General features: G+C 44.1%; 19 protein-coding genes and 1 pseudogene. 10 read left to right on the top strand and 10 right to left on the bottom strand.

Annotated elements, in window-relative coordinates; translation table 11 throughout:
• Positions 1-16: 16 nt before the first annotated feature.
• The 4 genes from IPL83_03635 to IPL83_03620 all read left to right on the top strand — a co-directional run bounded on the left by IPL83_03635 (position 17) and on the right by IPL83_03620 (position 2,781).
• The gene (locus IPL83_03635) at positions 17-916 is read left to right on the top strand and encodes a hypothetical protein (GenBank protein MBK9038248.1); all 900 of its coding nucleotides are present in this window, start codon (positions 17-19) and stop codon (positions 914-916) included.
• A gap of 65 nt (positions 917-981) precedes the next feature.
• Entirely contained in the window at positions 982-1,530 is a 549-nt protein-coding gene (locus IPL83_03630) for an FMN-binding protein (GenBank protein ID MBK9038247.1), read from the top strand.
• Positions 1,520-2,359, top strand: coding sequence for an FAD:protein FMN transferase (locus IPL83_03625; protein MBK9038246.1), 840 nt, complete (start codon positions 1,520-1,522; stop codon positions 2,357-2,359). The genes IPL83_03630 and IPL83_03625 overlap by 11 nt, the downstream gene beginning before the upstream one ends.
• On the top strand, positions 2,356-2,781 hold the full coding sequence (locus IPL83_03620; GenBank protein ID MBK9038245.1) for a hypothetical protein: 426 nt from the start codon (positions 2,356-2,358) through the stop codon (positions 2,779-2,781). The genes IPL83_03625 and IPL83_03620 overlap by 4 nt, the downstream gene beginning before the upstream one ends.
• A 136-nt stretch (positions 2,782-2,917) precedes the next feature.
• Here the strand turns inward: IPL83_03620 and IPL83_03615 are convergent, their stop codons facing one another.
• Both IPL83_03615 and IPL83_03610 read right to left on the bottom strand, forming a co-directional pair.
• Positions 2,918-4,099: a DUF1624 domain-containing protein gene (locus IPL83_03615; GenBank protein ID MBK9038244.1), complete on the bottom strand. Its 1,182-nt coding sequence runs from the start codon at positions 4,097-4,099 to the stop codon at positions 2,918-2,920.
• 29 nt (positions 4,100-4,128) lie between these two features.
• Positions 4,129-5,355 carry a histidinol-phosphate aminotransferase family protein gene (locus IPL83_03610; GenBank protein ID MBK9038243.1) on the bottom strand — a complete coding sequence of 409 codons (1,227 nt, stop codon included), beginning with the start codon at positions 5,353-5,355 and terminating at the stop codon, positions 4,129-4,131.
• Positions 5,356-6,083: 728 nt separating this feature from the next.
• On the opposite strand from IPL83_03610, the gene IPL83_03605 reads away from it, so the two are divergent.
• On the top strand, positions 6,084-6,947 hold the full coding sequence (locus IPL83_03605) for a hypothetical protein (protein ID MBK9038242.1): 864 nt from the start codon (positions 6,084-6,086) through the stop codon (positions 6,945-6,947).
• A gap of 131 nt (positions 6,948-7,078) precedes the next feature.
• Here the strand turns inward: IPL83_03605 and IPL83_03600 are convergent, their stop codons facing one another.
• On the bottom strand, positions 7,079-8,374 hold the full coding sequence (locus IPL83_03600; GenBank protein MBK9038241.1) for a class I SAM-dependent methyltransferase: 1,296 nt from the start codon (positions 8,372-8,374) through the stop codon (positions 7,079-7,081).
• Positions 8,375-8,496: 122 nt separating this feature from the next.
• On the opposite strand from IPL83_03600, the gene IPL83_03595 reads away from it, so the two are divergent.
• Positions 8,497-9,099 carry a FecR domain-containing protein gene (locus IPL83_03595; protein ID MBK9038240.1) on the top strand — a complete coding sequence of 201 codons (603 nt, stop codon included), beginning with the start codon at positions 8,497-8,499 and terminating at the stop codon, positions 9,097-9,099.
• A 202-nt stretch (positions 9,100-9,301) separates the two neighbouring features.
• Here the strand turns inward: IPL83_03595 and IPL83_03590 are convergent, their stop codons facing one another.
• A complete protein-coding gene (locus IPL83_03590) occupies positions 9,302-10,540 on the bottom strand; it encodes a transposase (protein ID MBK9038239.1) in 1,239 nt (412 codons plus the stop codon).
• A 101-nt stretch (positions 10,541-10,641) separates the two neighbouring features.
• Between IPL83_03590 and tnpA the strand changes: the two genes are divergently transcribed.
• Together tnpA and dbpA are read left to right on the top strand one after the other, a co-directional pair.
• On the top strand, positions 10,642-11,001 hold the full coding sequence (gene tnpA / locus IPL83_03585) for an IS200/IS605 family transposase (protein MBK9038238.1): 360 nt from the start codon (positions 10,642-10,644) through the stop codon (positions 10,999-11,001).
• Between the two features lie 384 nt (positions 11,002-11,385).
• On the top strand, positions 11,386-12,777 hold the full coding sequence (gene dbpA / locus IPL83_03580) for an ATP-dependent RNA helicase DbpA (GenBank protein MBK9038237.1): 1,392 nt from the start codon (positions 11,386-11,388) through the stop codon (positions 12,775-12,777).
• Between the two features lie 90 nt (positions 12,778-12,867).
• Here dbpA and IPL83_03575 read toward each other — a convergent pair whose 3' ends face one another.
• Together IPL83_03575 and IPL83_03570 are read right to left on the bottom strand one after the other, a co-directional pair.
• Entirely contained in the window at positions 12,868-13,485 is a 618-nt protein-coding gene (locus IPL83_03575; GenBank protein ID MBK9038236.1) for a hypothetical protein, read from the bottom strand.
• Positions 13,460-13,906, bottom strand: coding sequence for a hypothetical protein (locus tag IPL83_03570; GenBank protein ID MBK9038235.1), 447 nt, complete (start codon positions 13,904-13,906; stop codon positions 13,460-13,462). Before IPL83_03570 ends, IPL83_03575 begins: the two co-directional genes overlap by 26 nt.
• 334 nt (positions 13,907-14,240) lie before the next feature.
• On the opposite strand from IPL83_03570, the gene IPL83_03565 reads away from it, so the two are divergent.
• Positions 14,241-14,894, top strand: a complete 654-nt coding sequence (locus tag IPL83_03565) for an iron-containing redox enzyme family protein (protein MBK9038234.1) — start codon at positions 14,241-14,243, stop codon at positions 14,892-14,894.
• A gap of 1 nt (position 14,895) precedes the next feature.
• Positions 14,896-15,597 carry a hypothetical protein gene (locus tag IPL83_03560; GenBank protein MBK9038233.1) on the top strand — a complete coding sequence of 234 codons (702 nt, stop codon included), beginning with the start codon at positions 14,896-14,898 and terminating at the stop codon, positions 15,595-15,597.
• 3 nt (positions 15,598-15,600) lie between these two features.
• Here the strand turns inward: IPL83_03560 and IPL83_03555 are convergent, their stop codons facing one another.
• From IPL83_03555 to IPL83_03540, 4 genes and pseudogenes are all read right to left on the bottom strand, one after another.
• Positions 15,601-16,326, bottom strand: a complete 726-nt coding sequence (locus IPL83_03555; protein MBK9038232.1) for a hypothetical protein — start codon at positions 16,324-16,326, stop codon at positions 15,601-15,603.
• A complete protein-coding gene (locus IPL83_03550) occupies positions 16,323-17,447 on the bottom strand; it encodes a radical SAM protein (protein ID MBK9038231.1) in 1,125 nt (374 codons plus the stop codon). The genes IPL83_03555 and IPL83_03550 overlap by 4 nt, the downstream gene beginning before the upstream one ends.
• Positions 17,448-17,465: 18 nt before the next feature.
• Positions 17,466-18,364 (bottom strand): annotated as a pseudogene (locus IPL83_03545) (hypothetical protein).
• Entirely contained in the window at positions 18,361-19,332 is a 972-nt protein-coding gene (locus IPL83_03540) for a diphosphomevalonate decarboxylase (GenBank protein ID MBK9038230.1), read from the bottom strand. The pseudogene IPL83_03545 and the gene IPL83_03540 overlap by 4 nt, the downstream one beginning before the upstream one ends.
• Positions 19,333-19,334 lie beyond the last annotated feature (2 nt).

The raw sequence follows: 19,334 nt of genomic DNA, 5'->3' as shown, positions 1-19,334 counted from the left end.
AAATTAGGGAACGAACATGATAAAATCATTTTTTAGAATTTCGCTGATCTTTGCTTCTTTTGCAATGTTCCATTCTGCGACCCTTGCAGATGAGCATTTACTTGGTTATGTGCGCGGGTCCGAAACCGTTCCCGCCGGCAGCTGGGACCTTTACCAATTCATCACTTCACGAAAGGGCAAGGGAAAAGGTCAATACCAGTCCCTGGATTCTTACACAGAAGTTGAGTACGGGGTCACAGACAGATTCAATATTCAATTTGCAGTGGAAATGCAGTCACTCAATACAAGTGGCTTGGTCATTGACGGCTATCTGCCAAAAGACAATAGCTATGGACTTAAGCCTTCAGGGTATGAACTGGAGGCAAAGTACAATTTTTTGAGTCCCGCTAAAGACGACTTTGGTTTGAGCCTGCTCTGGGGTTTTCATCAAACCTGGCTAGATCCGCACTCCGGCCAAGACAAGACGACCTACTCATTTGAAACGACTCTTTTGATGCAAAAATATTTCCTAGAAGGCCAATTCGTTTGGATGGGAAATCTGGGACTAGAAACAACCTATGCAGATCGCAGGGAAATTGAAGATCTTCCGATCGGGTTCGATTGGCCAACCGAACCCGAGATGGAAATCGAAACCAAACTTGGAACTGGCCTGAGTTATCGGTTTGTTCCCAATTGGTATATCGGCGCAGAAGCCATTTATGAGGTGGAGTATGAAACTGAAATAGGGCGCGAGCGCTATTCGCTCTTTTCGGGCCCGAGCATTCACTATGGAAGCGAAATCTGGTGGACCACTCTCACCTGGTTCCCGCAAATTGACGGTGGCGGAGAAACATACCTCGATCAAGAAAATGAAAATCTGCATTTGGTTGAGAAAACAGAACAAGAGACTCGACTAAAAATTGGATTTAATTTTTGAACCCAATTCACTTATTAAAACCCAATTGCAATGCAACCCAAATGAGGCTTGATTAAGGGTATAAAATGGATGATCGCAGATTAAATGGGCTTTGGCTGCTCCCAGTTGCGGCCTTCACAAATTCGACCTTTGCGGCAGACTATCTTTCCGCCAGCGAAGCACAGAAAATCCTTCTGCCAACTGCAGACAGATTTGAGTTAAAATCAGTCGAGCTCACAGGCGAGCAAATAGACAAAATCAAAGAGCTAGCTGGAGTCCGTCAGCGAACTAAGAATCCGAAAATTTGGCAGGCATATACAAAAAACGAAGTGATCGGATGGTTTTTTGTCGATGAGGTCATTGGCAAACATGAGTTCATCACCTTTGCTGCGGCCATTTCATCAGAGGGAAAAGTATTAGGAATTGAAGTGATGTCCTATCGAGAAACTCATGGAGGTGAAGTCCGAAAGCCTGAGTGGCGCGAACAATTTAGGGGTAAAAAACTCGACAACCCATTTAAGCTTGACGTTGATGTTTCTAATATCAGCGGCGCAACTTTGTCCTGCCGAAATCTTCTTGATGGAGTGAAGCGTTTGCTTGTCCTACATAAAGTGTTAAATTTAAATGGTGGATAAGTATCGTCGCCGTATGCGACCGCTACTTGGCACCTACGTCGAAATCGGTCTCTCACGAGCTTTCCAAAATTGTGACAGAACCATTGAAAGGGCATTTGAACGTATAGAAACCGTCCAAAAGCATCTCTCCTTTCATGACCCCCGGAGTGATCTCTCGCGGCTCAATAGCGCACGAGGAGAAGAGATCGCCGTGCATCCAATGAGCATTTGCGCATTGCGCTTGGCCCGAGTAATAACCTGGAGAAGCAAAGGACTCTTCAATTTTACGGTTGGTGCTCAATTGCAGAAAATTGGTGCCTTGCCCATTCATGAAAGCGGAAAAAAGCTGATGGCTGGTCAAGCCGACGACCTCGAGATTCGTGGAAAGAAAGTTCGCCTTCGACGTCCTTTAGTCATTACCCTGGATGGCATTGCTAAGGGCTTCGCAGTGGACTTGGCAGTAAAGGAATTAAAAACTCATGGCGCAAGCTCATCAGGCTGGGTCAACGCTGGGGGTGACTTACGTGTTTTTGGCGACTTAACCTTGCCGGTGTTTCAACGAAATGCAAGTCGTCCAGATGGCGAACTTCCACTTTTGGGTGGCCTTCGAAATTCTGCGCTCGCCACCTCTGAAACCTCCGGCAGCAATTCATACCAATTTCCCGGAAAAATTATCGCCGCTTGCGGCCATTCAACTGAAGATGGTATATGGAGCGTGATCGCTCCTAGCGCCTGGCTAGCAGATGCCCTAACCAAAGTTGCTGGGGTCAGCTCTCAGAGGGATCGCGAGTTTGCAGTTTCGAGGCTCGGAGGACATTTGATTCAAGGGGCAGAGGGCGAGGTTAAATGAAGGGATATCCGAAATGGTTTTCGAAGAGACTGATACATGCCTGCATTTTTGTGCTAATCGCGAGCGGCATCTTCTTAGCGCCATCGACTCTCTTCACCCGCTTTGATTTGGATATCGCCTGGAAGCTAAATTCAGATACTCACCCCTGGATCATTGCCATCCATACACTTTTTGGCCTTATATCAATTGCCATTGTCGGAGCCCTATGGAGCATTCATATGCGCTATTGGTGGAGAAAACATAAGGCTCGCTTGAGCGGCGGATTTCTTCTGGGAGCTTTTTTAATGCTCGTCCTTTCGGGGTTTGGCCTCCTCTATGCTGGAAATCAAACTGCCATTCTTGGCCTGAGCTCTTGCCATTTGGGTGTGGGCCTTCTTTTTGCGGGCCCCTACATTTTCCACACGGTCCTTCAGAAAAAATAATTGTTTGGCATCTACCCAAGCGCATCATAGAATTCATTTGACCTCACATGTCACTACCTCGCGACATCATCAATTGAACAACCGTGCAGTTTTGAAATGCTGCTCAAAAATATCGAAAGACAAATCTCGTTCGTTGTCAAATCGCCGTTTTTGAGACTGACTCCAGGACTTTTGTATATCCAAGGCAAATGGGATAAAAAACCGCAACCACAACAACCCATATTAGATATACAATAGGAAAGGAGAAACCCCAATTTTCTGGCCACAACCAAGGCGGCTTATTCTCTAAAAGGAAATCAATATTCAATTTTTGAACATAAGCAACTGTCACAGCCAGGCCGTGAAGGAAAAAGAGGTGAGTACAATAAAAGAAAAGAGGAACCCTACCAAACCCAACAAAAACACTTCTCAAATAACCCGGAATTTTTTCATGGTACGGGAAAAGCACAAGTGGGATTCCCAAAGTCAGCATGAGAAATAGCAAAGAGGGAGGATACTTCTCGAGTTTAATAAAAGACATAAATGTTTGAAGGACTGTCTGTTGCGGACTCCATCGCATAGGATCGCCATAAAAATTAATGAACCTTAAGATGACAAATCCACACAGAAGAAAGAGGCCAAATAGACCCAAGATCTTCCGCATTTCCTGTTTGGGCTTTAGGAAAACATGCCCAATGCCGTAGCCTAGCGCCATCACTCCAACCCAAGGAATCAGTGGATAGATAACCAAAAAATAATATCCCTCAGAAATTTCAAATCCCTCAGATACGTGGAGAATTTTCCACAACCAAGTCAATGAGCCCCACGATGAAATCGGTAAAGTATCAAATAAGTTATGTGTCAAAATGATTACGGCACCAACAATACCCACTGTATTCGGCGAAAGATAAATCAGCGGCGAAAGAAATACAAAAGACCATCCAATCGCCCACAGAACTCTTCCAAACACAACTGAATTGTCAAAATTAAACATCCAGGCCAAGCGAACCAGAGTTAATTCGATTATTATCAGCCACAAACCTCGTAACAATAGATATTTGGATGTCTTCCTAATGTTATTGTCATTTTTTTTCTTCAGCAAAATAAAGGCGCTGATTCCAGCTAGTAAGATAAAAACAGGTGCACAAAAATGTGTGAGCCATCTAGTTAAAAAGAGAGCCACGGGCATTTGAGAAAGATCTGAACTAAATTGTTCCAACCTTGTGTTTGTGAAAAAATGTCTAGTATGATCTAGAACCATCAATACAATTGCCACTCCGCGAAGAGCGTCAATTGATTCCAAGCGATCTGACTTTCGACACCACTTTTCAAACTTCATGATTAAAACCAAATTTTAAAACAAACATCCTATCTAATAGACTCAAGATAGGCACTCAAATTATTTTGAAACGATTTCTGAGATTCTCTTGAGCCTATACTCAATCGAACAAAGTCAACACCATCCCAGTTTCCAAGCGCTTTCTTTTTTGAATTAAAATATTTCACAAGCCCTTTGTTCTCAGTTGAAAGATCAATGGCCAGAAAGTTCGCCACACTCTTCGTTATAAATGAGATATTATTCTGTCTCGCAAATTCCTCAAATTTTTGTTTACTCTCTAAATTATCACTTACGGTTTTTCTTACATGATTTTGATCGTTAAGAGCAGCAGTTGCCGCTACTAAACTCAGAGATGAGAGTGTGAAAGGGCTCGGGGCCCGAACTGAAAACTTTTTTCTAAAATCTGGATGAGACACAGAATAGGCCACACGCAGGCCAGCAAGTCCATGTACTTTGGAAAATGTTCTGAGTACCATTAGATTTTTATATTTCGATGTAAGATTAATCACTGTTTGCTGAGAGGCAGGCTCCTCACCCAGGTATCCAATATAGGCTTCATCTATAAGAATTGGTAGATTTTGACCGACTGAAGACAGAAATGGCTCCATTTGATCTTTTTGAATAAACCGACCCAATGGATTGTGAGGGTTTGAAATATAGATAAGACCGGCGTTTGCCTGATTTTTAAGAATTTTGGATAAATTAATTGAACCGTCCTCATCAATAGGAACTAGATTCAAATCTGCTCCCTGCGATCGAGCAAAACGAGCCATCCAATGAAATTCCGGATGACTCATTACCAATGATTTCACTTTGCTCACGGTATCTGCCAGGAGCTCCGCCAACATTGATGTGCCTCCAGCGTGAATCACTAGAAAGTCGCGAGTCACTTCATGATATTCCGATAAATGATGAATCAGATTTGCCTCATGAATGGAAGTCGGACTGTAGCGATGTGAGTACTTGAGGTTATCGAAAACAGCACGAAGACCAAGGGGCGATGGTCCATTGGCATTCTCATTGTAAGCATGCTCAAATTCGGCACAGGACTGGTCGAGCGTATTCCAAGAAGGCAAACCATACTTGGCACCCCGCAACGGTTGTCCTAGCTCTCTATCGAGGTCAACAAAGTTTTGAATGTTCGCCCTCTCGGAAGTATCGCTGCAGCCAGAAAAAGTGATCAAAATGGGAAGACCCAGAACCGACTGTAAAATCTTCCGCCGCGCCAAAAGACCATTCTTGTTTGCCATGCTCATATGTTTAGCCTAAATATAAGAATCAATGATTTGTTTTGAAAGCAGAACATATGTTTTTCGAAACGGAAAGACTTCATTGGGAAAGCTGTTCGGAATTGAGCCTTTCTGAGAGAAAACATTGCAGCGCACAATCGTTGTGAATTCCAAGTTAATTTCGGAAGCAACTTTCAATTTAATTGAAGCAAGAACAATATCACAGATATGATCTGTTCCATGAAATCATCGCACAGAATCGCACTCAAAGCCTTCTCAACGCAAGATCTCTTTTCCCCACTAAAGTCCAGAAAAAGCCATTGGATTCTGTGATCAATCCCCGTCTCTTTTGATGGTTGAGGCACATTGCACTCCGGCGCTTCAGAGTCGACCTCGTCTTTTCTTGATTCCTCGACGACTCCTAGCTAGCCTCAGTTCATGAGGGCTTCTTGATTTATTTATTCTTGATGTTGATGAGCCCAACTGCTGAGACTTGAAATCAGGTGCGACCCAACGCAAGTTTAGAAGTGACTCTCAAGATGGGAAAGGAGTTCAGAATATGAGATCTTGGATTCTAACACCATGGTATGACTTGCTTTTTTTTTTCTAGCTTTTGGCTTATTCCATTGAATTTTCTTTTGCTAAAATATGAACTTCCCACCCTTATAGCTGGAGCTTCGTTTGCCCTCGTTGTCTATGGTCCGCTTGTTAGATTCCCACATTTTTTCGCATCTTTTTTACTAATGAGGGGCGTGGTGGAAGAAGGGAAGGGAAACCCCTCTAAAATCTTGGTTTACCTCGTTGTTCCAATCCTACTATTTCTGCTATTTACACTTCCAATTTTTTTTCTCCAAGATCGTAATAGTTGGCAGTGGACATGGATATTTAATCTATCCATTTTGGCTGCCAATTATCATTTATCTATGCAAAATCACGAAATTCTCCAGATTTATGGCAGAAAAATGGAAAGACCTTCGGACTCAAACCTTCAAATTCTCAATACAAATGTCGAGAAGGTCATTTTTCTGGTGTTGATTTTTTCTCGTTCAATTGTTGATTTTTGGGGTAAAGAAAGGATGGTACAAACTTTTGCCGATGTTTTGAGTTTAGGGGTGATTATTATTGTCGGTCTTCGTATATTTTTTTTGTTACGCAAAAAGACCTGCTCTCTTCCCTTCCTTTTATTTTATATTATTTCGATAGTGGTGCTGATTCCCTGGCCCTTCTACCAATCACTTCCGAAATTTTCGAATTTCTACCTTCTTAATGCCCATCATAGTATTTGCTATCTTGGCCTTATTTTTATGACCAAAATGAGCAGAACAGAAGCTCCGTATGATTTTGGAAAGTGGATGTTGAGATTTCCACTCTTTTTTGCTCCTCTGGTGATCTTGAGTTGCTTGTTTGTTTATGTTTGCTTCCAGCTTGTACCAAGTGGGCGATTTAACCCCTATGATTTGATGATAGGTTTTGTGATTATTCACTATTACTTTGATTCTGTCGTAATGTGGAGAGACAATCCCCTCGGCCTTCGAAAGCTCATCGAGCGTCTTGAGGTAAAGCAGCTGCCAGAAGGGGTCTCAGATCAATTTCTGGTTCCGAATAAAGTAGAAATCTAAGGTAATTTTTATTGAGATGAATGAGGCGATTGATCTTAGCTCTGAGCATGTTGTAGGTGTGATTAAGAGTGAATATCTGATTTTCAAAAGCTTAGCCAACATCCTCATGGGCCAGTTTACATCCATCACGGTCACTTTTTTCGAGCCGGCGCCGGCAATTTTTCGGCGATAGCACTGGGCACTTTTGCAAGCATTTCGTCCCACAGCTTCAAAGACGCGTCCTCTGAAATACGTCTCGCGACACCCTCAACTGCCTTTGTCAGCACAATTGTGTACATTCCCCGACCGTCCTTTTCATCCATGTCATAAGTGAGTGTCCATCCCTGTTGAAGAAGAGTTAGAGTTGGTTCCCTGCTGACAGTCAGGAGGCGCAGAAGATTGCGCGGAAACATCTTCGCGTCCTGCAAGATCAATCGTCCTCCAGCCTGAATCAAGCCAGCTGCTTGAATCAAATACTTATCGGCACCTCGAACATAACCCCAAACATTTTTCATGCGCACCACGGACACCACTCGATCACCAGACTGTGGCAACGATCGAGCATCGGCCTGAATCGCTTCGGCATTAAAACCATATCTTGCAATCACTCCGTTCAGATATCCTACAATGAGAGGTGAAATATCAAAGAAGACATAATGATTCTCAGGGAGAAGATCGACAAATAATCTGTCGGCCATTCCAATACCGCTGCCTATGTCCCAATACTCACCATCGAGCTTTCCAAACTGTTTCAATCCCTCCTGCCTAGATTGGAAGAATATGGGTCGCTCCTGTCTGAATCCGTAGCTAAAACCGAGTTCATGAAGATAGATGCGAATCGCAAAATCACCCTCTCCCTCAAGACTCAATATTTTAAGGAGCGCGGCAAACTTTGGCGGACTTTTATTATAAATAGCTGCTACCACGAGTCCAAATTCATCTGGTTTTTCAGCCAGAAGTTGGTGCATGACGTGGATCAAGGAGTGCATATCGGCTGTACCAGGAGTGCTCTCCTTAAGGGCTGCAAACAATTTAGGATCCTTGAGCGCAATTTTCAACAATCCATCTAGATCCTGATCGGTAGCGGGTCGCGCCTCCTTTTCCCTTAATCTCAACCAGGCAACCGGCTCTACAGGTACCGTAAAAATATCCTCATATCGTAGGCTGGAATTTAGAATCGATTTGATTCCACGGATAATATCGGCTGCGTTCCGCTCTAAATGATCAGATCGACGTCTCTCCCCAGGGCCCCCTTGATCTTCACTTGACCCTCCCCGGCCTTTCGAGTCTTCAAGTAAAGCCCGGGCGCAGGTCGGTCCTGACTGACCAGGCTCCAAAAGAAGATTAAGTTCAGTGAGAACGGAAGCATATGCAAATGAACCAGAAATCAAGAAGGAGCCTAAGGCCAACGGAAGTCCAACATGAATCAATCGTAATACCCCAGTCATATCACGACCCCATATGCAATCTTAAGGCCAAGCACCTTTAATCTTCTTATCGTCCTCGCAGATTTGCTTTCGCTTCGCTTGACATTCTGCCTCCATACTTTGAGTCTTTAACAGGGGGATTTATGGATAAAATCGGTTTTGCAGTTGTGGCCCTTTTTTTATGTTCATTTGCTTTCGCTGGTGAAGGTTTGACGGTCGTTAAGAAATCTGGCCAAGTTCGCTACAATCAAAAGGAAGTCAAAGCAGGTGAATTCTTACCTCTTGGAGGATTGATCGAGGTCGGCAGCACTGATGAGTCATTTGTCGATCTCACATATCCCGAAGGGCATCGCCTTCGGTTAAAGAAAAATACAAAGGTGAACTTGATTGCCTTAGGTACAAAAAATGCGAGTCAAATTGATATCGCCATCGGGCAAGTATTTGCCTATTTTGTGAAGGACAAAAAGGCAGAAAATATTCAGATAAAAACCAAGTCTGCTGTAGTAGGCGTACGCGGGACAAAATTTTTGGTCGAGGCCAGTGAAGAAAAAGGCACCTACGTTTGTGTTTGCGAAGGCGTGGTCAATGTGCGAGGGGTCGGAGACCACTCTAAAGACGGAGAGCGGACAGTAAAAGCAAATCAAGATCTTTGGGCACGACCAGGTAAGTCCATGGGGATTCCTATCGATTCGCCCGATATGTCTAAAATGACCACTGCCGAATTCGCCGATATGGGCGTACAGTAAACTCTCCAATTAGTTGCATTCTTCAGAGGAATGTCTCAGAGGTTATTTTGATGATCTCACCCATGGCTTCGCAGTCAATTCATTTTGAATTTCCGCGATGCCTATTTATCTGAATCAAAGATTGCAAATTTGGAAGGCTCAGTGAACCTCTCACCACTTTTCCCTTGTCGGGAATAAGTGGGAGCATCAAGCGGATGGCGTCTCACGATGCCACCTCAAATCTTGATGATTCCTGCTTCGCCGAGGCCATGGTTGTTGTGCGCCCTTTCGGCCGTACAACAGAGCCTTTCCTCTCCACAGGCTTATGAACGGGGTAGGACCCACCCTCGTTTTGAATATTTATTGCAGCATTGACGTCCCTATCGTGATGAATATGACATGATTCACATGTCCATTCCCGATCGGAAAGTGTGAGTTCGCTGTTCACGAACCCGCACTGATGGCACATCTTAGAACTTGGAAACCAAGTCGATATAAAATGCAAATGTTTGTCGTATTGGACAGCATACACCTTCATTATCTCAACAAGTCTTCCCCATGACTGAAACGCAATTGACTTTGCCAGTCTTCGGTTTTTCATCATGCCCTTCACATTGAGTGTCTCCATCGCCACCACTTGGTTCTTGCGGTAGATATTGAGAGCCAATTTGTGAAGATAGTCCTCCCTTTGGAACTTTATTTTTTCGTGCAACTTTGCAAGCTGTAATCTTGTTTTTTCGTAGTTATTGGAGCGATCTTCGCGCTTTTCTGATTTCTGCATATCTCGTTGGCGCTGCATCTTCTTTTGAAGCCTGCGCTTTCTGCTCTCGAGCGTTTCCAATGTCTTTGGAACCTGGATCTTCTCGCCATCACTCAGAACAATCTGCTTGATGTTCAGATCCACACCAACGATCCCATCATGGGTTGAAAGAATTTTCTCCTTCGTATTGAATTTTGTGACGATGCTGACGAAGTATCGTCCACTTGCAGTTTTAGAGATGGTGGCGGCACCGAACTTTGCACCGTCTGGAAATTCTCTATGCATTTTCATCGGTATCCAAGTCTTGTATTTTGGAATAAATACGCAAGTTTGTCCCGACACTGATTTGATTTTTGGTTGTGGGAGTGAAAAACTTTGCGCAGCCAACTTCTTTTTGAGTCTTGGCTTTTTACCGCGTCCTGCAAACAGATTCTGATAGGCGACATCGAGATCGTGAGTTGCAACTTGCAAGGATTGACTTGGCACGTCACTCAGCCAGTCAATGGCTTCTTTCCAGATGAGGAGATGTTCTTGCATCTCTGTGCGAGAGAGTTTCTGTATCCCATCCGCGTACAGCTCCTCGTTTATCTTTAGAAATTGGTTGTACACAAAGCGAACCGAGCCAAATATCTTCCCTAGATGCCGTTTCTGCACCGGTGAGGGAAAAATTTCGAATTTGTAGCGTCTCGTGAGTGGATTCATTTCCTTGTCTGTTCTATTGTTAGTGTTATGAAAAGTCAAATCAAAGAAAAACGAAATTACGTGGACATTTTCACGCCGTTTACAGTCTCAACTATCACTTAGTGTTAGTAACCAAATATCGAAAAAGATGTCTCAATCCAGAGCAATTAGATTTTCTAAAGCAAGAGTTTGGCAGACTTCTTTGTGAATGGGACTGCAGACTCCTCGAGTTTAGCGGCAAAGAAGACCACGTTCATCTTCTCTTTGAAGCACACCCGGCGATGAATCTTTCAAAGCTCATCAACAACCTAAAAACCGTAACGAGCAGACTTATTAGGAAGAAGTTTCCAGCACACCTGAAGAAATATTATTGGAAACCTGTTTTCTGGACTCGAGCCTATTGTCTCATTTCGACGGGCGGAGCGACACTTGAGGTCATAAAAAAATATGTAGAAAATCAGGGAAATGAAAAATCATCCTGATTTCAAGACCTCCTCCATCCATGGAGGAAAGTCGAGTTTCATTCATCTCCACCTAAATCAAAGATTTTAGATGGAGAATTCTGAAACGGGTTTGTTAAATTGCTGGCGCGGCACTCACAGCAGAAAGCCCTTGAATACAGGTTTCTCGAATTCTCCAAACCTCATCAAAGGTCATGTTAATCCGATGATTTGATGATAGGCATGTAGCAATCCAGTCCTCATGCTTCTTGATCTTGTATTCAGCGATTTGATCAGAATCGATTTCCTCTAAATTTCCTGTCCCCTAAATTCCCTCAGAATCATTTAATTGAGGGCGGAGCCATTGAACCATGCCTGTAGACCGAAATAGATACCAAAAAGGGAGAAAGAGAACTAGGGTGCCTGATGACAAATAATTTTAGTTCTCTTGCCATTTCTCAAAAGCTCTTGCGTGCCGTTCAGGATATTGGATTTAATGAAATGACGCCCATCCAAGCGGCGAGCATTCCTGCTTTGCTCGCAGGCAAAGATTTGATCGCGCAATCTCAGACCGGCAGCGGTAAAACCGCGGCCTTTATCATTCCCATTCTTCAAAAAATTGAGGTTTCTAAATTAGCCGTTCAGGCTTTAATTCTCTGTCCAACTCGCGAATTGAGCGACCAAGTGCTACGCGAATTTCAGAGGTTTTCAAAGTCATTCCAGGGACTTCAAGCCCTGGCTTTGGTTGGCGGACAGCCCTACCCACCCCAAACGCAAGCCCTTCAGAGAGGGGTCCAACTCATTGTGGGAACACCGGGACGCACCCTGGAACATCTCAGAAGTGGCCAGCTGGACTTGAGAAACGTGCGGATTTTTGTTTTAGATGAGGCGGATCGTATGCTCGAAGAAGGATTTGCGGACGAAATGAATGCAATCCTGAGAGAATTGCCGAAACGCCGACAGACTCTCTTCTTTTCAGCGACATTTCCAGAAGGTTTGGAAAGTTTAAGTCAAAAATACCAACATGCTGCTGAAAGAATAACAATTTCCGACGAGCCGCAGACCGCTCCCATGATTGAGCAATATGTTTACGAATCTGAAAACCCACAAAAGATCGAAACATTAATTAAAATCTTAAAAAATCATCCCTCCATGTGCACCTTGATTTTTTGTCGCACTAAATCGACGGTAGATGAGATTGGAAAAATTCTCGAGAAGTCCAAGGTCAGAACAGAGGTTCTGCATGGAAATTTGGAGCAGAAGGAAAGAGATCGCGCGATGTCACTATTTCGAAATGGCAGTGTGCGGATCCTGGTCGCCACGGATGTCGCAGCCAGAGGACTCGACATCGATTCACTGGAACTGGTGATCAACCTGGATTTGCCATCCAGCCCTGAGACCTATGTTCACCGGATTGGTCGGACTGGGCGAGCGGGACGCAAAGGCGTTGCTGTCTCTATTTCGACAGCCTATGAAACTGAAAAGGTCCTAGAAATTGAAAAAGCTACCGGTGTGTCCATGATTCGAAGAGCACTTGAACCAACAAATAACTTGGCTCTTGGACCTGAATTTGAAAAAACTCTGATGAAGACGCTCCAGGTTTCTGGAGGCCGCTCTGACAAGCTCAGGCCTGGAGATATTCTAGGTGCGCTCACGGCAGAACCCCATCCCCTATCAGCTTCCAATATCGGAAAAATCCAGATTCAAGATCGCTTCAGTTATATTGCGATCACACCCGATATGACAGAGAAGGCTTTAAACAAATTGAGGACGACAAAAATCAAAGGTGCAAAATTTAAAGCCTATCTAGTCGAGTAAATTTGACCCCCAACGTGTCGAGGAGGTCATTGAACCATTTCGTCGGGGGCCATAACAATAGAATACAATACAACAAATCTGAATGAGTGATTACGGCTTCTTATCCAAAGGCACTTCTTTATTTTCTGCATTCACGTCATTTGATAGATCATAGACGATGCTTGGAGCTCCTCCGGCATTGGCAACTTCTGCAGTGGGGGCTTGAAAAAAGAACACCTTACCACCTGGCTGGCTTGCAGCAATCTTCTGAGCTTCTGCTTGAAGATAGGCGATATATTCAACAGTCAACTGGGATTTGATGCTTTTCATGGCATCTGCCTCTCCTTGAGCCCTTTGTCGAATTGCTTCAGCTTCGCCGGCTGCTTTTTCTTTCGCGGAGAGTGCTGTTTGTTTCGCAATCTCAACATCAGCCATGGCAGTTTCCAATATATGTGGACGCTTCATTTTTTCTTCAATTGTCCTTTTTACAGATTCTGGAAACTCAACATTTCCCGCGACGAGCGAAATCACCTGAATCGGTGTTTCGGCAAGCAAGCTCGTCGTGGCCTGTCGAATTTCGTTCTCTAATCTTAAGCGAGATTTAACAAGTTCCGCTGACGGAATACTTTCGATGGCTTTCCTGACGGCCGTTCGAAACGGCTCTTTCACATTATTCTGATACCAAGGAGGATTGGGGCCCAAATCAAGATTTTTTTTCAGGATCTTCACTGTCAAAGTGACCGGCTCCATACTTTTCAACGACTGTCTTAATGGATTGTTCATCATCCTTGATTTTCAAAGCCAGATGAATTCGAATATGCATGACGGATTCGTCATCAGTCACGACCTCAAAAGTCTCTGTAAAGTTCTTATTTTGAACGTTGACAACAACACAATCAATATTCTTAGGGGTAAATCCATATTTCTCTCCCTTCAGTACTTTTTGAAAGCCTCCCTTATAGCCAACGATTCCTCCTATGTTCGGTCTATGAACACAATACCCCGCAAATCCAGGTTCAATGTAGGGCCCACCGAACCAATTTGCAAAAGCGTGGGTGGACAAAACTGTTGTCAAAATTGACAGAATAATTAATTTTCTTCCCAGAGGTCCATTGTTTCCGACGCCAACCAAGTGCTGCAACCTGCTCATAGTGACTCCATTTTTTATTTAATATTCTGTTCTTTAATTCTCGCAAGAGACCTGATCGAATCAAATAACCTAGGCCAATTGAGTTTTCAATTCATGTTAGGAACAGTATTCATTTTATAGAGCAAATAGTAAATAATTTAGAGACCCAGCCAAAGACTGGCTCCGCTCTCCAGTTCTCTACTGGACAAATATCACCGGCATCATTGATCTCAATCAACATGCGACGTCGTGCCAATGCAAAATCAAACAAATTGACAATTTTTGTTTAGTTTTGGAAATGCGATCCCGAAACACCTCCTGAACACCTATTTTTACTCTTAGGGGGACTAAAAAAATGCAAATCAAGGAATCACTCAAGAAAATAATCGAAGAGCAGCTCATCCAGATAAAGCCAAGCATCGAGAATTTCCCATGGGAATCAGACACCCATTACGGAACCTGGTGCGTACAGACTTCGAAATTCGTTCACCATACGGTTCCCCTTTTGGATAAAACAGCGGCTTTTGCCAAAGGGCCTCTCAAAGAAATTCTCCTCCACCATCGCGAAGAGGAGTTTGGACACGAAAAATTTGCAGAGAGAGATGCGGCCTTTTTCGGGAGAAATCCTGAATCAGAAAAAATGATGCCCGAGGCCTTGGCTCTCTATAAATCCATAGACAGCGCCGGAAATCAAATTGTCGAATCCCTCTTTGGCTATGCGTTTGCCTTAGAGCACATTTCAGCAAGATACTGCGGGTACATGGCAAAACGCGTTCTCGATCACCACAAAAAGCCGTACACAAAAAAACATGTGGCGAATGTCCCAGCTAGCTTTCTCACCCTGCATGCAGCCGTTGACATTGCCCACACTGAGTCAGGATGGAAGTGCCTCAGTCACTTGGAGAGCCACACCTATGATCGTCTTGTCGATACGATGCTGAGATCATTTGAAAGGTACGGCAATTTTCTTCATGCCGTCATGAAGGAATCAGTTCGAGGAGCTGCTTGATATGTTCTCTTCCTCAAAATTTGATATCCGAAATTTAAACTTCAAAATCATTCAACCTCGACAGGTACCGCCCAAGGGGGAGCTTGAAGCGTATAAGAAGTCCTATTCACTCTGGAAACGCGTCTGGGCTGAAACTTTTCATGAACTAGAGGGCAAAAGCACCATTTATTCAGATGATTTTTTTCGCCAAGATGAGGCCTTTGTGGTGTTTCATCATGACGAATGTGTGGGAATCACCATGCACTCGTTTCTTGATCTAAAAAATCCGGTTCATCGGGATTTGAGGTACTTCAAGGCCTATCCTCCGGGGAGTGTCGAAAACATAGAACAATTAGGTGTACGTCAAGTATTGATATCAAATCAAACGGCGGTAGATTCAAGGTTCCGAAAGTCACTGACTCAAATCTCCTTCGGAGAAGTTCTTATTGGGCTCTCTGTAAAAAGACTGATTGAGTTGGGACTCGACGCTTTTATCGCATACACGAACAATTCGAAAAAAGTCCAGGAAATCTGTTATAGATTTGGGGCGCAACCTATCGTAAAGGGACATTCACAGCACAATGTTGAGGTCGATATCGTGTGTCTGAAAAAGGAAAACGCCTGTGAATCTCCGATCAGAGACATCAGACAGACCATAGATTTTTTATGGAATTCCAGATTCAGCAGCCAAGGCATGAAAACTGAGATTGAAACAGCGATTTAAAATTTAAGAGATCCTCTGGCATGGACCAACAACCTGGAAAACATTGATGAAACCAGTCAACACGTCGTTAGAATTATAAGCGGGCGCCATAAAACGATGTTTGATCTTAGTTAGACCATGACCTCCCTCCTTTTTTTCATAAACATCATGAACGGGAATATTTGGATAAAAAGGAGATCGCGTCTGTCCCGAAAGCACATATTTGACGGCCTTGTGATTGGCTTCATTCGTAAAAATATCACGCTCGTAAAGCTCAAACCATGGCCTACAAAAAACTTCCTCTAAAGTGTAAGTGACTAAATGAAAGAAATTAAAAGTTCGAAAAATCTGGATAGAATCAAGCGTGTAAATTTCGATGACATCCTCAGAATTCAAAGCAGAAAAAACCTTGTCTTCCAGCTGAATACCCAATTTTCTCGCGGCTAAACGAAACTGTCCAGTATTGTCTTTGAGCGATGCGTGAAGCTGAATGGACTCCATGCAAATCTGATAGTATCGTCTCAGATCCTCATAGATAACTTGCTGTTTGGCCAACGATAGTGCTGAAAAATAACAGAGATTCTCCGAACTATAGGGCTTCAGTCGGAGGCCCTCAATTTCGGCATAGTCACAAAAGAATTTTAACATTTTTGCGAAACTATTTTTAATCTCAGACCCTTCTGCCTTGCCCCCAGAGAGATCGTCAATCGCTGTATTTGAATAACTTTTTTTTAAAACCTCCCTGTTCATCCGTGGCTCCCAATAAAAGAAAGTTCCTCGGGATGATAATCGGCAAGCGACTCATCCCAACCCTCTGGTTCTTTGAACTTATAAATTGGTGAAAGATTCAGTTGTGATTGTTCTCTAAAATTTGGGATCGCGTATATTTTCTCCATGAGATGCTGAGCTTTTTCTGCCGTACCGGGAGGCACCATAATTCGAACGCCAAACCATTGCCAAATCAATGACGCATCACTTGATTTTCTCGCCACAACCGCCGCAATTGTCTCAAGCAATTTTTCTTCATTGTAAAATTCAAAATGCACGCTCACCGAAATCTGGCAGTATTCAATGAGTTCTTCGTAATATTGTGGCTGACGACTGCCATTCGTCGTCACATGACAATAATGGAAGCGGTCCGGCTGAGAAATGGGTCTTCGCTCCCTGATATACTTACACAAATCCATAAATGAAGGGTTAAATGTCGGCTCCCCTCCGCTAAAATGAAACTTCCCGGATCTTTCCTTCACAAAGGCCTTAAAGATGTTATCAACGGCATGCTTGAGGCTGCCCCAGCTGCGATGAGATTCATAATTGTTGCTCGCAGTGGGTGGACAGTATCGACAAGAAAAGTTACATCGACGACCGAGCTCCCAAGTGATTTGCTTTGGCAAAACACGACTTTGAAGAAGGGGCTGCGAAGCGACAAAGTCTTGAAAATTTTCAGCGGCCTCTGATTGAGGATCTGTGTAAGCCCAGTGAATATCGTCCTGGCTCTTAAATTTTCTAAGGGCCATGTCCGTTCCGCACATGCACCATTTTTTTGGACACTTGATGAAATTCTCGGGAACATAAAGAAAGTAATCGAAGACATTGCCAAAATATCCACCCTCACGACAGACAGCTGAAAAAACACAGCCGTCATGAGAAATATAAATATTTTCAATACCGGCCGCGCAATACCACCCCTGCCAACTGTTGAGTTTTTTAGCCAATAACTCTTCTGCTGAAAAGGCTCGGCCCTGTCCATCGCGACCCACCATAATCAGTGTTTTATTTCCATTTTCTTTGAAAACCGGAGGTTGGGACACTTCAACTTCAATAGAGGCGGCCGTATCCTTGGAGTTAGCTTGATCAATGGGTGTGTCCAAAATCCCCCTCTCCCCTTTTTAGGCGTGAAACAAATGATCTCGAACCGAAAGGGGTGGCTCTTCTCGCCAAAGGCTCAACACATACCCCCCTCCGCCGGACCCGGTTGGCTTAGCTGCCAATGCCCCCTGACCACGGATCCATTGCAAATGATGATTGAGCTCCCCTTCGCAAAGTCCCCACTTCATAAAACAGTCACAAGCAAGATTAATTGCTCTTCCAAGTTCAAGGATGCCAGAATCTTCTTCATATTGCAGAGCACTCTGCGCCATCTCAACTGCCTGCCCCATCTGACGATCCAATCTCATGCTAAGGGAGGGGTCCGATTGGCTCAACGCTTTGATCTTATTCACGCAGTCCGAGGTCACTCCACGTTGTCCGCAATAGGAAAGATACCATTGAGGCTTCCAATTCAGCACCAAAGGCGTTCTCTCCCCCCCACGAACGAATCTAATTCCCCGATGTTCGAGGGCCACCGCAATATCGACTCCGCTGCTCTCACCGTGAAAAAGATTTTCAAGTTCTCGGGAAAATTCATATATCTGCTCTAACCTGAGCCACTCCAAAGCCATGAACCAACGAGCCACTGTAACACACAAAGTGGCAGACGCACCAAGCCCAGCTCCCAAAGGCACCTGACAATCAATGACCAAATTTCCCTTTAACTGTTCTCGTTTTTTTCGAGCTTTTCCAAAGCTCTCTCGACCAGTCCCCAAAATAACAAAGAAATCTCCTCCGCGTGAGGTCCCTGAAACTGAACTTTCACTGGCTCATCTAAATGAGAAAGAGTGAGATCAATAAACCGACTTTCAATCGGAAAAACGAGAGCAGGAAATCCTCGCAACACTGCATGCTCTCCAGCCAGAATCCACTTTCCATAAGATCGATATTGACTTGAAGTATGTGCGGCTAAATTCATGAACCAAAAACCCTCCCCACACCCCCCAACCTTTCACTCAGTTGCGAAGCGAGCTCCTTCTGCTCCAGACGATAAAGCAGGTGCACGTTTGCACCGGCATCCATTGTCACCAAAGGTCCATCCTTGCTTTTTTCCCATTCGTTTTTGATTATCTCTAATACAGCCAAAGACTCTGGCTTCATGTACCCGAAACTGGGTTTGCTTGTTTCAAAAAGACAGTGCATGTCCCAAAATTCCGCCCAACAAATTTCAAAGCACTGAGTCCAATTCTGCAACTGCATCGCCTTTACAAGAAGATCTAGCCGCCTCTGTGCTCGTTCACTGCGACCCAAAAACAAATCACTCGTCACCACGCGCTGGTGTGCTTCGCTACTTGAGACTGATTTTTTTGCGCTCTCTACAACGACTGCCTGATGAATCAAGGATCGATAGGGCAATTCAATTGGGTGGGCTCCCTCTTGTGTCCAAACTGCCCAAGGAGAAAAAAATGATCGACAAGAGGATCCACTCCCCTTTCGACTCAACTCAGACAATGCTTGAAGGTCAATGGGTTTTGCTCTCTCGCTAACTAATAAGGCTCCTGCGCGCTCGGCAAGTTGAGCCGTTGCGAGAGTCAATGCTGCAAAGCTGGAAGCAGAGCTTGCAAGTCCACAATCGGAGGGGAAATTATTGGCGCTGCAAACCCGGTAAGATCCCGGGATTTCCCAATCATCTTTGAGGCGCTTAAAATGGACCAAGAACCGCTGCTTTCCGGCCTCAGACAGTTCCACCTGAAAAGGAAATTCAGGATCAACCAAGGAATCCCACTGATCGAATTCTTCCGTGATCTTCTCAATCACCACGGCTGTTCGCAAATATTCTAAGGTAAAAGACAACGAAGAATTCACTGGCTGATTTTGCTGTGAAGAAACTTTACCCATATATTTGATCAAAGCAATATTCGAGGGAGCCGTCGCTCGCACCTGTATTT

The organism is Bdellovibrionales bacterium, assembly GCA_016716765.1.
Taxonomy (GTDB): Bacteria; Bdellovibrionota; Bdellovibrionia; order Bdellovibrionales; family UBA1609; genus JADJVA01.
Note: the sequence above shows the minus strand (reverse complement) of the source record. Positions and strands in the feature narration are given on the sequence as shown.